Source organism: Nocardioides sp. NPDC057772 (assembly GCF_042798075.1).
Taxonomy (GTDB): domain Bacteria; phylum Actinomycetota; class Actinomycetes; order Propionibacteriales; family Nocardioidaceae; genus Nocardioides.
The window spans coordinates 16,926-29,187 of record NZ_JBHVKN010000017.1 but is presented as its reverse complement, the minus strand read 5'-3'; the positions used below and the strand labels follow the sequence as shown (position 1 = coordinate 29,187).

At 67.4% G+C, this 12,262-nt stretch carries 14 protein-coding genes; 7 read left to right on the top strand and 7 right to left on the bottom strand.

Features of this window, described 5'->3' with window-relative positions; translation table 11 throughout:
• Positions 1-18: 18 nt before the first annotated feature.
• Positions 19-1,440, bottom strand: a complete 1,422-nt coding sequence (locus ACFVJS_RS05435; RefSeq protein ID WP_378877915.1) for a YncE family protein — start codon at positions 1,438-1,440, stop codon at positions 19-21.
• Positions 1,441-1,772: 332 nt separating this feature from the next.
• On the opposite strand from ACFVJS_RS05435, the gene ACFVJS_RS05430 reads away from it, so the two are divergent.
• The 3 genes from ACFVJS_RS05430 to ACFVJS_RS05420 all read left to right on the top strand — a co-directional run bounded on the left by ACFVJS_RS05430 (position 1,773) and on the right by ACFVJS_RS05420 (position 6,057).
• Positions 1,773-2,276: a Uma2 family endonuclease gene (locus ACFVJS_RS05430; RefSeq protein WP_378877914.1), complete on the top strand. Its 504-nt coding sequence runs from the start codon at positions 1,773-1,775 to the stop codon at positions 2,274-2,276.
• 182 nt (positions 2,277-2,458) lie between these two features.
• Entirely contained in the window at positions 2,459-4,243 is a 1,785-nt protein-coding gene (locus ACFVJS_RS05425) for an ABC transporter ATP-binding protein (protein ID WP_378877913.1), read from the top strand.
• A complete protein-coding gene (locus ACFVJS_RS05420) occupies positions 4,240-6,057 on the top strand; it encodes an ABC transporter ATP-binding protein (RefSeq protein WP_378877912.1) in 1,818 nt (605 codons plus the stop codon). Before ACFVJS_RS05425 ends, ACFVJS_RS05420 begins: the two co-directional genes overlap by 4 nt.
• Positions 6,058-6,078: 21 nt before the next feature.
• Here ACFVJS_RS05420 and ACFVJS_RS05415 read toward each other — a convergent pair whose 3' ends face one another.
• From ACFVJS_RS05415 to ACFVJS_RS05395, 5 genes are all read right to left on the bottom strand, one after another.
• Positions 6,079-6,600, bottom strand: a complete 522-nt coding sequence (locus ACFVJS_RS05415; RefSeq protein WP_378877911.1) for a hypothetical protein — start codon at positions 6,598-6,600, stop codon at positions 6,079-6,081.
• Positions 6,600-8,252 carry a putative T7SS-secreted protein gene (locus tag ACFVJS_RS05410; protein ID WP_378877910.1) on the bottom strand — a complete coding sequence of 551 codons (1,653 nt, stop codon included), beginning with the start codon at positions 8,250-8,252 and terminating at the stop codon, positions 6,600-6,602. The genes ACFVJS_RS05415 and ACFVJS_RS05410 overlap by 1 nt, the downstream gene beginning before the upstream one ends.
• An 11-nt stretch (positions 8,253-8,263) precedes the next feature.
• Positions 8,264-8,704: a hypothetical protein gene (locus ACFVJS_RS05405; RefSeq protein ID WP_378877909.1), complete on the bottom strand. Its 441-nt coding sequence runs from the start codon at positions 8,702-8,704 to the stop codon at positions 8,264-8,266.
• Positions 8,705-8,898: 194 nt separating this feature from the next.
• Positions 8,899-9,306, bottom strand: a complete 408-nt coding sequence (locus tag ACFVJS_RS05400; protein ID WP_378877908.1) for a DUF2752 domain-containing protein — start codon at positions 9,304-9,306, stop codon at positions 8,899-8,901.
• Between the two features lie 17 nt (positions 9,307-9,323).
• Positions 9,324-9,575 (bottom strand): CD225/dispanin family protein, encoded by a 252-nt coding sequence (locus ACFVJS_RS05395; protein ID WP_165109054.1) that lies wholly within the window; start codon positions 9,573-9,575, stop codon positions 9,324-9,326.
• A gap of 193 nt (positions 9,576-9,768) precedes the next feature.
• Between ACFVJS_RS05395 and hisI the strand changes: the two genes are divergently transcribed.
• Genes hisI through ACFVJS_RS05380 form a run of 3 tightly spaced genes read left to right on the top strand, consistent with a single transcriptional unit; the run spans position 9,769 to position 10,896 of the window.
• Positions 9,769-10,107, top strand: a complete 339-nt coding sequence (gene hisI / locus ACFVJS_RS05390) for a phosphoribosyl-AMP cyclohydrolase (RefSeq protein WP_378877907.1) — start codon at positions 9,769-9,771, stop codon at positions 10,105-10,107.
• Positions 10,104-10,652 carry a Trp biosynthesis-associated membrane protein gene (locus tag ACFVJS_RS05385; protein WP_378877906.1) on the top strand — a complete coding sequence of 183 codons (549 nt, stop codon included), beginning with the start codon at positions 10,104-10,106 and terminating at the stop codon, positions 10,650-10,652. Before hisI ends, ACFVJS_RS05385 begins: the two co-directional genes overlap by 4 nt.
• A gap of 43 nt (positions 10,653-10,695) precedes the next feature.
• Positions 10,696-10,896: an HGxxPAAW family protein gene (locus ACFVJS_RS05380; RefSeq protein ID WP_008362966.1), complete on the top strand. Its 201-nt coding sequence runs from the start codon at positions 10,696-10,698 to the stop codon at positions 10,894-10,896.
• Between the two features lie 59 nt (positions 10,897-10,955).
• Here ACFVJS_RS05380 and ACFVJS_RS05375 read toward each other — a convergent pair whose 3' ends face one another.
• A complete protein-coding gene (locus ACFVJS_RS05375) occupies positions 10,956-11,303 on the bottom strand; it encodes a DUF4190 domain-containing protein (RefSeq protein WP_378877905.1) in 348 nt (115 codons plus the stop codon).
• 146 nt (positions 11,304-11,449) lie between these two features.
• Between ACFVJS_RS05375 and trpC the strand changes: the two genes are divergently transcribed.
• On the top strand, positions 11,450-12,232 hold the full coding sequence (trpC, locus tag ACFVJS_RS05370) for an indole-3-glycerol phosphate synthase TrpC (protein ID WP_378877904.1): 783 nt from the start codon (positions 11,450-11,452) through the stop codon (positions 12,230-12,232).
• The last annotated feature ends 30 nt before the right edge of the window (positions 12,233-12,262 follow it).

Sequence of the window (12,262 nt, the reverse complement as noted above, 5' to 3'; positions counted from 1 at the left end):
CGCCCGGAGCCCGACCGACTAATCCAGCAGCGAGCCAGGGATCTGCCCATGGCGTACGCGCTGGGGGTGGTTGCCGACGTCGAGGTAGGCGAGCTCCTTGCCGGTGCGGAAGTCGATCACGGCGACCGCGTCGGCGTCCGAGAGCGACGCCCAGCAGGTGTGGCCGAGGCCCTCGGTGGTCCAGTAGGGCTTGCCGTAGTAGTGGCCGGTGGTCTCCTTGTCGAGGGTCCTGAAGTCACCCGTCGCGCGGTCGACCATCGCGACGTAGTCGTCCATGGTGCCCGCGGCACACAGGGTCTCGCCCTTGGAATCCATCGAAAGACCGTGGTGGGCGGAGTCGTTGACATAGAGCTCGCGCGGCAGCTGGGTGCGCTTGGGGAGCGGGATGACGCGCGTGACGGCGCCGGTGCGGGGCTCGGCGACGGAGCCGGTCGAGTAGCCGACCTTCCCGTCGATGTCGGCTGCCTGGGTGTCGAACTCGACCAGGCCGTGCAGGAACGACATCTGGAAGTAGATGAACCGCTCGCCGGGAGCGATCGCCATGGGACGTACGGCTGAGGAGATCGAGGGGTAGCCGGCCTCCTCCAGCTCCTTGCCCATCTCCCAGCGCTGGGAGATCTCGAAGGTGGACTCGTCGACGATCTCGAACCAGCGGTCGCCCTTGATCGCGTCGTGGACCGGCCCGATCTTGATCGGCGGAAGCAGGTCGGTGCCGGGGATGGTGCCGAGGCCGAGCTGGTCGAGATTGATCAGCGGCAGCGAGTCGAGCGAGATCTCCTTCTGGTCGCCGGGGAGGTAGACGCGGCCGATGGAGGCGTGGAAGATGCGCGAGCCGTCCTCGGAGTAGTTGTTCTCGTGGGGCGTCTCGCCCGACTCGAACGTACGCAGCCGCTCACCGGTCCGCGGGTCGCCGGCGCCGCCCATCCAGTACTCGTGCACCGACCGCGACGTCGAGTCCGAGACCAGCAAGCGGGTGCCGTCGGGGGAGAGGCCCATGTGGTCGGTGCGGTGGCCGTCCATCTGCTGCTCGACCACGACGGAGTCGGGTGAGCCCGCGAGCGCCTTCTCGATGTCGATCCAGACGACGTCGGCGAGGCTGGGTCGAGAGACCGCCAGCAGCTTGCCGTCCCGAGTGGTGAACATGTCGTCCACCAGCTGGTCGTTGCCCTCACCGGGGCCGTAACGGACGAGGTAGTAGTAGGCCAGCCGCTCAGGATCCTTGTGGATCTCGGCGATCTCCTCGTCCTTGTCCGGCACCAGGTCCACGCCCTTGCGCAGCACCTCGAGGCTGCGCGCGTCGACGATCGAGGCCGTCCCGTCCCAGTTGTTGCCCACGACCATCACGTCCCGCAGGTCCGGGCTCGCGCTCATCGCTGGGGCGGCAGCGGTGAGCGAGAAGATGAAGAGCATGGCGACGGTGACTGCTGCCGCACGACGCATCGCGGGACCTCCTGGGGGATTCGGTCATCTGTGACCCAACGTCTCCGCGGGCCGGAAGGTTACGGTCGTCACACCCGGAGCGGGTCGTTCCGTGGAGCGGCACCCAGGCGCCGTACGTGCGTCTCTTCTTTCACTGGCGTCGCAAACGTTGCCGCTGTTCACCTCAGTTGCGCGACGATGTCCGAACTGCGCTGGAGCCTTGTGACCAAGAGCCTTTCCCGATCGGGGCGGGGAGGTCACAATGGAGGTGTAGTCCTGGTGTCGAGGTCCGATGGGGTGGTGTGCCGGTGCAAGCCGACACGGGGGTGGGAGACAGAGTGCAGCGGCGCCGCATGTCGCTCGCGGAGTTCGAGTCCCTCCCCGACACCCTTCACGCTGAATGGGTCAACGGCGAGGTCATCGTGAGTCCGCCGGGCGAGATCCCGCACCAGGCCGCGGGCAGCCGCATCCTCGTGCTGCTCGCCAACACCTTCCCGGACCTCACCGTCATCGCGGAGGGCGGCGTCCGCACCGGCATGAGCCGCCGGATCCCCGACGTACTCGTCCTCCGATCCGAGGAGAAGGGGCAGTGGGCCGAGCAGCCCCCGCTCATCGTCGTCGAGGTGCTCTCTCCCTCGACCCGCTCCGAGGACCTCTTCCGCAAGCCGGAGGAATACCGCATCGCCGGCGCGGAGCAATACTGGATCGTCGACCGCGAGCTCCGCTCGCTCACCGTCCTCAGCAACGCCGAGTCAGGCTGGGACGTCACGCTCGAGCTGCACGACTCCAACCCCGTGGGGTCGGTGCTCGTCGAGGGGTACGGCACGGTTCGGATCGATCTCGACAAGATCCTCTGAGGCCTTCTTCGTACGCCCGGAGAAGCTGCGGGCGCGTGGTCGGCGGTCGGGGGTGGGGCAGCGGATACTGGCGGTCGGCTGATCGCGAGAGCGGGGGCGCGCACCCCGCTGAGCCGCTCCCACCATGGACGGGTCAAAAAAATTCGTCGCATTCGGGGCGCTGACCTAGGCTTTACCTCGAGATGAGTGACGATGAACCGACACCCCAGAGGGCCACGACGACCGACGGGTTCAAGGTTCTCGGAGTCGCCATCCGGCGCGAGTGGGCGGTCTTCACGCTCTCGACCCTCGGCTCCGCGCTCTTCGGCGCGCTGACGGTCGCCGACGCCTGGGTGCTCGGCTGGTCCACCGACCACGTCCTGGTGCCTGCGCTGCGCGACGGCGAGATCGGTGCCGGATGGCTGTGGGCGGTGGTCGGGCTCTTCGTCGCCGTCGCGATCCTGCGTGCGGTCGGGGTGGTGGCGCGGAGGCTGGGTGCCGGGGTGATGCAGTACCGGATGCAGGCCCACTCGCGGCGCGCGGTCACCCGGCAGTATCTGGCGCTCCCGCTCGCCTGGCACCACCGGCACCCGACCGGTCAGCTCCTGTCCAACGCCAACTCCGACGTCGAGGCCTCATGGGCGCCGATCGCGCCGTTGCCGATGGCCGTCGGCACCCTCGCGATGATGGTGATCGCGGTCGGGCAGATGTTCTGGACCGACGTCGTCCTCGCCTCGGTCGCGATCCTGGTCTTCCCGGCCGTCGTGGTCGCCAACCTCGTCTTCCAGCGCTTCTCCTCACCCCTGATGACCCGCGCCCAGCAGCTGCGCGCGGAGCTCTCCGGGATCGCCCACGAGTCCTTCGACGGCGCCCTCGTCGTCAAGACCCTGGGACGCGAGGCCGAGGAGACCACCCGCTTCCACCAGAAAGCCCAGGAGCTGCGCGACGTCAACATCCGTGCCGGCCGGCTCCGTGCTGCCTTCGACCCGGTCCTGGCCGCGTTGCCCAGCATCGGGGTCCTGGCCGTGCTGGCCGTCGGCGTCGGGCGCGTCTCCAGTGGCGGCGCCGCACCCGGTGACGTGGTCCAGATCGGCTTCCTGCTCACCATCGTCGCCTTCCCGATCCGCTCCTTCGGGTGGCTGCTGGGGGAGTTCCCGCGCAGCGTCGTCGGCTATCGACGGGTGCGGCGGGTGCTCGACGCGACCGGCCGCCTTGCCTACGGGACCGCGACGACCAAGCGCGAGCCGACCGGTGCGCGGGTGCGGGTCGACGGTATCTCCTACGCCTACGCAGACGGTCCGACGCTGCTCGACGGCGTCGACTTCGAGGTCGAGCCGGGACGTACGGTCGCGATCGTCGGCGAGACCGCCTCGGGCAAGAGCACCTTGACGATGCTCCTGGCCCGGCTGGTCGACCCAGCGACGGGCCGGATCACGCTCGACGGCACCGACCTGCGCGACCTGGCGGCGGGGGAGTGGGCCCGGGTGGCGGCGCTGGTGCCGCAGACCGCCTTCGTCTTCGACGACTCCGTGCGCGGCAACGTCACCCTGGGCGCCGACCTCACCGACGACGAGGTCTGGTCGGCGCTCAAGGCGGCCCAGGCCGACGGCTTCGTCGCCGCGCTGCCGAACGGCCTCGACACCACCCTCGGTGAGCGCGGGGCGAGCCTCTCCGGCGGGCAGCGTCAGCGGCTCGCGCTCGCGAGAGCCCTCGTCCGACGCCCACGGCTGCTCATCCTCGACGACGCCACCTCGGCGGTCGACCCCGAGGTCGAGCAGCGCATCCTCGCCGCCCTGCGTGACGGCGCCGGCGACACCAGTCTGGTCGTGGTCGCCTACCGCAAGGCCACGATCGCGCTCGCCGACGAGGTCGTGCACCTCGAGAACGGCCGCGTCCGCGACCGCGGCACCCACACCGAGCTGCTCGCCCGCGACGAGTCCTACGCCCGCCTCGTCAACGCCTACGAGACCCCGGAGACCGCGGCATGACCGCCACCCTGGAGCCCGAGACCCGAGTCGGCAGCGGCGAAGACCTCGGCGCCATCGAGACCATCCGCCGAGGCATCAAGCACTCCCCGGAGCTGGTCGAGGGCATCCGCGGCACCTTCGCGCTGGCCGTGATCGCGAGCGTCGGCCAGGTCGTCGTCCCGGTCGTCGTCCAGCAGACCCTCGACAACGGCCTGAGCGGCCCCGACGGCCCTGACCTCGGCTACGTCCTGCGCGCCGGCCTGGTCGCGCTCGTCGCCATCGCCGTCACGGGCGTGGCCTCCTACCTGATGACCAGCCGGCTGTTCACCGCCGCCGAGCGGGGCCTGGCGACGCTGCGTACGAAGGCCTTCCGGCATGTCCACGACCTGCCGATGCTCACCCAGTCGACCGAACACCGCGGGGCACTGGTCTCGCGGGTCACCAGCGACGTCGACCAGGTCAGCCAGTTCATCGTCTTCGGTGGTCTGCTCTTCATCGTCAGCGTCGGGCAGATGCTCATCGCGACCGTCGTGATGGTGGTCTACTCCTGGCAGCTCGCGATCCTGGTGTGGCTCTGCTTCGGCCCGCTCTTCCTGAGCCTGCGGTTCTTCCAGCGCAAGCTCTCCGCGGCCTACACGCTCTCCCGCCGCCAGGTCGCGAAGATGCTCTCGGCCGTCTCCGAGCCGGTCGTCGGGGCGGCCGTGGTGAAGGCGTACGCCGTCGAGGACCGCACCCAGCAGCGCATCGACCGCGAGATCGACGCCACCAGCGCGGCCCAGACCAGGGCGCAGGCCTACACCTCGATCTTCTTCAGCCTCGGCGGTCTCTCCGGCGGCCTCGCCAATGCGGGCGTGATCGTCGGCGGTGTGCTGCTGGCGCTCGCCTACCGGGGCACCGGCGGCGAGCTGAGCGTCGGCGAGATCCTGGCGTTCGCGTTCCTGGTGACGCTTTTCGTCGGCCCCGTCCAGATGGGTACGCAGATCCTGACCGACGCGCAGAACGCGATCGCCTCCTGGCGGCGCACGATCGGGATCCTGGACACGCCCGCCGACCTCGTCGACCCGGGTGCCGCCGGCGCGGTCCTGCCCCGCGGCCCCCTCTCGATCGAGTTCGACGACGTCACCTTCGCCTACCCCGGCGGCCGCCCGGTCCTCCACGACATCTCCTTCGACATCGCCCCCGGCAGCCGGGTGGCGGTGGTCGGCGAGACCGGCTCGGGGAAGTCGACGATCGCCAAGCTGCTCACCCGGGTGATGGACGTGACCTCGGGGAAGGTGAGCCTCGACGGCGTCGACGTGCGCGACATCGGCAACGCCTCGCTGCGCACCAGCGTCGTGCTCGTCCCGCAGGAGGGCTTCCTCTTCGACTCCACGCTCGCCGAGAACGTCCGCTACGGGCGGTTGGACGCGACCGACGAGGAGATCGAGGAGGCCGCCCGCGTCCTCGGCCTCGGCGACTGGCTCGCCGGTCTCCCCGACGGCGTCCGCACGAGCGTCGGACAACGCGGGGAGTCGCTCTCGGCCGGCGAGCGCCAGCTCGTGGCGCTGCTGCGCGCCCAGCTCGCCGACCCCGACCTGCTGGTCCTCGACGAGGCCACCTCGGCCGTCGACCCGCGTCTGGAGATGCGGATCAACCGGGCCCTGGACCGGCTGATGAGCGGCCGCACCTCGGTCACCATCGCCCACCGACTCTCCACCGCGGAGGCCGCCGACGAGGTGATCGTCGTCGACGCCGGTCGTCTCGCCCAGCGCGGACCGCACAGCGAGCTGGTGGCCCAGCCAGGCTCCACGTACGCGCGCCTGCACGCCTCATGGGTCGCCCAGCAGGGTGCATAGATCGGCCCTCGCTCCGGTTGCTCAGACCTGGATGGCGTCATGGCCGGAGATGCGACCTCCGAGGACGACGGACCCCATGAATGACTCGAACTCCGGGCCGACGACCGCGAATTGCCCATACTTACAGGTCACGGTGAACGAAAGCATCACGCGCTTCCTTCTGTCCGTCGCATCGATGAGGGTTTCGATCACTTGGGCTTGATAGAGATCGAACCGGGACCCATCGATGCGAGCGTCGACCTCGGTGAGTTGCACGATCGCAGGCATTTGTTCGGATTCGACACGTGTTCTCTTGATCAGGTCGGCGCTCGCCCCGTTGGACCGCAACGACTCCACCGACGAGTCGGCCGCGTCCTCGAGACTCGGCAGATCCACTCCGTACGTGCCCCGAACGGTCAGGATCGGAACAAAGCCGTCGGCCACGGACCCCCAGCGAAGTGCGACTGCGAACGCGTCTGCTTGTTCAAGACTGTCAGGATCAGCGCCGCGCCAATGCGTGTTGGGTAGATCGAACTCGATCGGAATTGGGAATGCGGAGGCCATCAGAAGAGGCCGCCAACTGCATGGACCACGCCTTTGGCAGCGTTCTTTGCTTCACTGGCGTCGATAGTGATCTTGTCAACTGCGTCGGGGCCAATAGCTTTCTTGATGTTGTTGATCTGCTCAACAGGATTCGTGGTCATGCCATCGGCGATCTCGGCGGCTTCTGCAGGATTCGCCATCGCCAGCCTGCCGATGTCGTAATAGGTCTTAGGTAGCGCCAAGGCTCCCTTGACCACACCCTCGGCTGATTCGCCCGGATGTTCCGCGGCCCACCCGACTCCGCGGCCCACAGCTCCGCTGAGATCATTCGCGGTGTCGGCCAAGTCGCGCGCAGCGACGCCCGGGTTCTCTATGATCTCCTGGGCCGTGCGCCCCATCTCGGGGAAGTCCAGTTCTACCGATGGCTTGATCGTCCCCCCGATCCCGGGCGTCAGGCCGAACTCGCTGCCAAAGCTGAACTTCCCGTCCTTCCAGCCGTAATTCACGCCGCCAGTGGCGCCGCTCCCGGTCTGCCCCTCTGCATTGAATCCAATCCCGATGCCGCCGTAGTTGACCGAGCCGCCGAGTCCGGCTTTCGCGCCATTGGATACGTCAACTCCCGCCTCGACACCGTCTCGACCGACCCTGAGCTTTGCCTCCGCATCACTGCCAACGTATGCATACCCACTAGCGCCCATCGTCAGGAACCCATCTTTGATGCTGAGATTTCCTTCGACGTCGACGATGTGTTTATGGACGCCGATGCCGAGATGGAGTCCATCCTTGTCGATCTTCCCGATCACTTCGCCGGAATAGCTGTTCAGGGTGAGGCTTCCATCCGACTCCAGTTTCACATCGCCTGCTTGAGCCCCAACCTTGCCATCGATCTGAAACTGATGCGCTTTGCCACTGGCGTCGATGAACTGAATCTGCTTGCCGTCTGGGCTTATCTCGAAACCCTTGAGTTGGCCGGAGTTCCCGCCGTCAGCGGCGGGATCGTCGGCAGCAATGTCGAAGAACCCGCCCAAGATCCTGCCGAACGCCCCCAAGGCACCGCCGCGACCAGTGGCCTCGGTGTCTGCGCCTGCCTTGTCGTCGTTGTCCCGAGTTGCCGGCATGACGGCTATGTTCCCGGCGTCGTTCAACCTTTCGCGGGCATCGGTCAGAATCTCTTCCGCTTCCTTGCGCAGAGACTCACCTGGGTCGACGAACGGGCCAGGGTGAACGTACCCGATCAGCGGAACCGGTCTGCCGCTTCTGAGCGCTGCATTGTGCGCCTCGACCTGGCGGTTGTAGCCGTCGACAGCCGCGTTGTGGTCGGCCAACGCCGCCTTGGTCGCGGCTTCGCCCTCATTCCATTTGTCGATGGCCTCCTGGGCGCGGTCTTGCGCGGTCGCCAACGCGTCCGCATACCCGCTCAAGCTCGTGCCGGCTTCCTTGAGGGCGTCCCGGTAGGCCTCGAACTTCGCCGTCTCCTGCCCTGCCTTGAGGATGTACCCGAGCTTCCCGAGACCACCTTCCCACGTCGGAACAGCAAGGCCAGCGATCGTGTCGAGCAGGTTGTCGATGCGCCTCTGCTCGTCGAGGATCGCCGTGGCTTGCTCAGCCACCGCCGCCTTGTCTCCGACGATCAACGCCTTCGGGTCATCAGACGCGCCGAGCTCGGCGCCCATGGGAAGCGTCATCAGTTGGCCGTCGACCCGTCGGACAGTGGAGGCGTCAATGGCGAGAACTGGGCGCCGTCTCGGCCATAGATGTGGGGCAACGGCTGCTGTTGCCCAGACAGCCGCGGGGTGTCAGGCAAAGGCGTCAACTTGCTGCTACCGCCTTCTGCGACGAGGCCGGGACGCATCCGATGAGCACTGTCGAGGTCTGCTTGCTCATAGTCTCGCGCCTTGTCGCGGAGATACTCGGACAGCGACTCCAGTCCCTTCCCCAGTTGGCGGTGGGCGTCTCTCGACTGCGACAGCACATCTTTCAACCAGGCGGCGACCTGGACGTGGCCGACCCGATCAGACCCGGCAGCCGACTCCGGCATCTTCGACGAACCGAGATCCTCGAGCAAGGCGTCGTACTTTCCTGCCGTGCGTCGTAGATCTTCGATCGTTACTTCGTACCCGTTCATCGGCCCTCCGTGCAGTTGTGGATCTCCACTCCTCTTCTTCCTCAGAAGTCGGCAGTTCAACCACATCCAGCACGAAGATTTCTACCCGAGGAAAAGAGCTTCTGGCTTCAAAGCAAAGTTGGCACGCCCGAAGCGGCGAGTCAACGCCAATCGCGGGCCACTGCAGGGAAACCGCCGAACGTGCGGCAACATCACTAGGCGGCCAGGGCTGCGAACGGGGGCCATGGGAGGTTGCGGACGACCGTGAACACCACGGTCAGTGCCAGCCAGGCGTAGAGCGCGGCAGGGGAGCGCGCCCAGGCGGGCGCGGGACGGCCGCCGACTCGGTCCCGGAGCCAGAAGAACCAGAGCAGCGCGAGCAGCGGCAGCCCCAGCAGGAACATCAACGCGTTGTGGCCGATCGCGCCGGCGACGTCACCCGAGAGCAGCAACATCGTGCCGCGTGTCATCCCGCACCCAGGACAGTCGATGCCGGTGAGTGCGTGGATCGGGCACGGCGGCACGTAGGCGACGAGCCCGGGAGCTGTGACGAAGACGGCCGCGAGGCCCGCCCCGCCGGCCACGACGGCCAGTGGGACGAGCCCCGCACGCACTCGTGTCATTGCTTGCGAACGAGAGTTCAGTAGGTGGTGGTCGAACCACCCATGCTGACCGCGCCGACCGCGATCAGGATGATGTACAGAACGATGAGCACAACACCGACGGCCGCACCGATGCCGGCCCACTTCTTGGCGCCTGCGCCATCGCCCTGAACGGCCTTGACGATCGCGACGATGCCGAACGGCAGGCAGCAGAACAGGGTGACCAGGATTCCGAGAACGAGACCAGTGGTGTCGGTTCCGGGCTTCTCGGACGGGGTGTAACCAGACATGCGCTATACCTCTAGTGTGTGTTGACCGCGACGGTCATAGTGTGGAACTCGGCCCGATGTGTGGTGGGTCGAGTTTTGCGTGCGCATCCTTGCATGGGTCTTGCATGCCGCGACAGGTGAATCGCCGTGCCCGTGCAACCTCGTTACAGAGACGGATGTGCGGAGGGTCGGGTGCCGCGGGGATACTGGACGTGTGAGCTCTCTTGACCCCACCATCGCCGACCGGCTCAAGCGCGACCCCGACGGGCTGGTGCCCGCGGTGGTGCAGCAGCACGACACCGGTGAGGTGCTGATGCTCGGCTACATGGACGACGAGGCCCTGGCGCGCACGCTCGCGACCGGTCGGGCGACGTACTGGTCCCGCAGCCGGCAGGAGTACTGGGTCAAGGGGGAGACCTCCGGCCACCGGCAGTACGTCAAGGAGGTCCGCCTCGACTGCGACGGCGACACGATCCTGCTCAAGGTCGACCAGGAGGGCCCTGCCTGTCACACCGGTGACCACACCTGCTTCGACGCCGGCCTGATCTCGTGAGGTCGTTCGGTCCCACCGTCACCGCCGGTCTCGCCGGCGCGGCCCTGGCTGCCTGGGCGGGCTCCAACGAGTGGGTGAAGGTCACCGCACCGGCCCAGATGCCGACCGACCTCAACGACTCCCCGGCCACCACCGGCCTGGCGTTGGTCGCCCTCGCGGCCTGGGGCGTGGTCCTGGTCACCCGAGGCGTCGTACGCCGCCTGGTGGCCGTCCTCGCCGGTCTGGCCGGGATCGGCGTGATCGTCACCTTCTTCGGCCACGCCGGGATCGACGCGCTCGGCCGGGCGATCGACTCCGAGGTCGTCTGGGGCGAGACCGAGCACACCACCACCCCGTGGCCCTACCTCGCGCTCCTCGGGGCCGTCCTGACCATCGTGGCGGCCGTCGCGGCCGTACTCCTGGCTCGTTCGTGGCCCGAGATGGGCCGCCGCTACGACGCCCCCGCCGACGCGAAGCCGGAGCGGAAACCGCTGGAGGAGCAGTCCACGATCGACGTCTGGAAGTCGTTGGACGAGGGTCGGGACCCGACATCCGGCGATCAATGAATACACTGCAGCCAAGCAAAGAGAACTCGTAGAGGAGTCACGCATGTCCGCCAGCCACGGCAACACCCCGGCAGCCTGGATCGCAGTCGCGGTCGGCCTCCTCGGCTTCCTCATCGGCAGCGTCGCCATGATGCTCGACCCGATCAGCTGGTTCGTCTTCTGGATCGGCGTGGCCGTCACCGTCGGCGGTGGTCTGCTCTTCATCGTGCTCGCCAAGCTCGGCTTCAACGTCGAGTCACACTGAGCCTGTGAGACAGCAAGGCCCCCGGCGGAATCCGCCGGGGGCCTCGTTCTCGTCTTGGCTCAGTTCATGTTCCCACTCGAATACTCGAACTGTGACGGAATGACCCCGCTGGCTACGAGGACCCAGTAGATGACAGCGAAGAGCAGGAAGACGGCGCCCAGGATGAGACCTGTCATCGCCATGCCCTTCCCGGTCTTCTCGCCGCGATTGATCTCCTTGAGCGCAAGGAGACCCGTGACGACGGCGACGATGTTGAACACGAAGATCGAGCAGCAGAGGACGCTGATGATTCCGCTGACGAGGGAGATGATCGCCAAAACGGACGTGCCCTGTGGTTGAGCGCCGCCAGGTGGAGTCGGCGCGCCGTACTGTGGCGGCGGCGGAGGGGGCGGTGTTCCGTAGCTCATGTCCTGACCTCCAAAGTCAGCCGAGTGTTGATGAGTTGAAAGCAAAGTAGCCGTTGTTGCCCGCACTGTGGCGCCAAATCGGGCGTGTCACGGTTCGGGTGAGAGGCTTTGCACGTGGGTCATACCCAGAAACGAGAGGTTTAAACATGTCGGTGCTCGAAAAGATCATCGACGGCGTACGTCTGGACCTGGCCAAGCGCCAGGAGACGGTGTCGGAGGCGGACCTGCGGGCCCGGCTGGCCGACGTCGACGCGCCGCGCGACCCGATGCCGCACTTCCGTGCGCCGGGCAGCAGCGTGATCGCCGAGGTGAAGCGGAAGAGCCCCTCCAAGGGCGCTCTGGCCGACATCCCCGACCCGGCCGAGCTGGCCCGGAAGTACGCCGCCGGCGGCGCCGCCGCGATCTCGGTGCTCACCGAGGAACGCCGCTTCGGCGGGTCCCTCGACGACCTGCGCGTGGTCCGTGCCGCGGTCGAGACGCCGATCCTGCGCAAGGACTTCATCGTCGAGCACTACCAGCTGCTGGAGGCGCGGGCCGCCGGTGCCGACCTGGCGCTGCTGATCGTGGCCGCGCTGGACGACGACACCCTGCGTCGCCTCTACGACCAGGCTCGTGAGCTGGGGCTGACCGTGCTGGTCGAGACTCACGACGAGGAGGAGGTCGCCCGGGCGGTCGACCTCGGCGCCGAGCTGATCGGCGTCAACGCGCGCAACCTGAAGACCCTGGAGATCGACCAGGACGTCTTCGGACGGCTCGCGCCGCTCATCCCCGAGGACCGGGTGAAGGTCGCCGAGTCGGGCATCTTCACCGCCACCGACGTGAAGCGCCACGTCGCCGAAGGGGCCCGCGCGGTCCTGGTCGGCGAGGCGCTGGTCAAGCATGGCGACCCGCAAGGCACGGTCGCCGAGTTCACCGGAATCCAAGGCTAAGGCCAAGAGTAGATCCGAGAGCAGATACAG

Coding starts and splice junctions, on each gene's coding strand:
- ACFVJS_RS05435 (WP_378877915.1), bottom strand. CDS start 1,440: ATGCGTCGTGCGGCAGCAGTCACCGTCGCCATGCTCTTCATCTTCTCG.
- ACFVJS_RS05430 (WP_378877914.1), top strand. CDS start 1,773: ATGTCGCTCGCGGAGTTCGAGTCCCTCCCCGACACCCTTCACGCTGAA.
- ACFVJS_RS05425 (WP_378877913.1), top strand. CDS start 2,459: ATGAGTGACGATGAACCGACACCCCAGAGGGCCACGACGACCGACGGG.
- ACFVJS_RS05420 (WP_378877912.1), top strand. CDS start 4,240: ATGACCGCCACCCTGGAGCCCGAGACCCGAGTCGGCAGCGGCGAAGAC.
- ACFVJS_RS05415 (WP_378877911.1), bottom strand. CDS start 6,600: ATGGCCTCCGCATTCCCAATTCCGATCGAGTTCGATCTACCCAACACG.
- ACFVJS_RS05410 (WP_378877910.1), bottom strand. CDS start 8,252: ATGGGCGCCGAGCTCGGCGCGTCTGATGACCCGAAGGCGTTGATCGTC.
- ACFVJS_RS05405 (WP_378877909.1), bottom strand. CDS start 8,704: ATGAACGGGTACGAAGTAACGATCGAAGATCTACGACGCACGGCAGGA.
- ACFVJS_RS05400 (WP_378877908.1), bottom strand. CDS start 9,306: ATGACACGAGTGCGTGCGGGGCTCGTCCCACTGGCCGTCGTGGCCGGC.
- ACFVJS_RS05395 (WP_165109054.1), bottom strand. CDS start 9,575: ATGTCTGGTTACACCCCGTCCGAGAAGCCCGGAACCGACACCACTGGT.
- ACFVJS_RS05380 (WP_008362966.1), top strand. CDS start 10,696: ATGTCCGCCAGCCACGGCAACACCCCGGCAGCCTGGATCGCAGTCGCG.
- ACFVJS_RS05375 (WP_378877905.1), bottom strand. CDS start 11,303: ATGAGCTACGGAACACCGCCCCCTCCGCCGCCGCCACAGTACGGCGCG.
- trpC (WP_378877904.1), top strand. CDS start 11,450: ATGTCGGTGCTCGAAAAGATCATCGACGGCGTACGTCTGGACCTGGCC.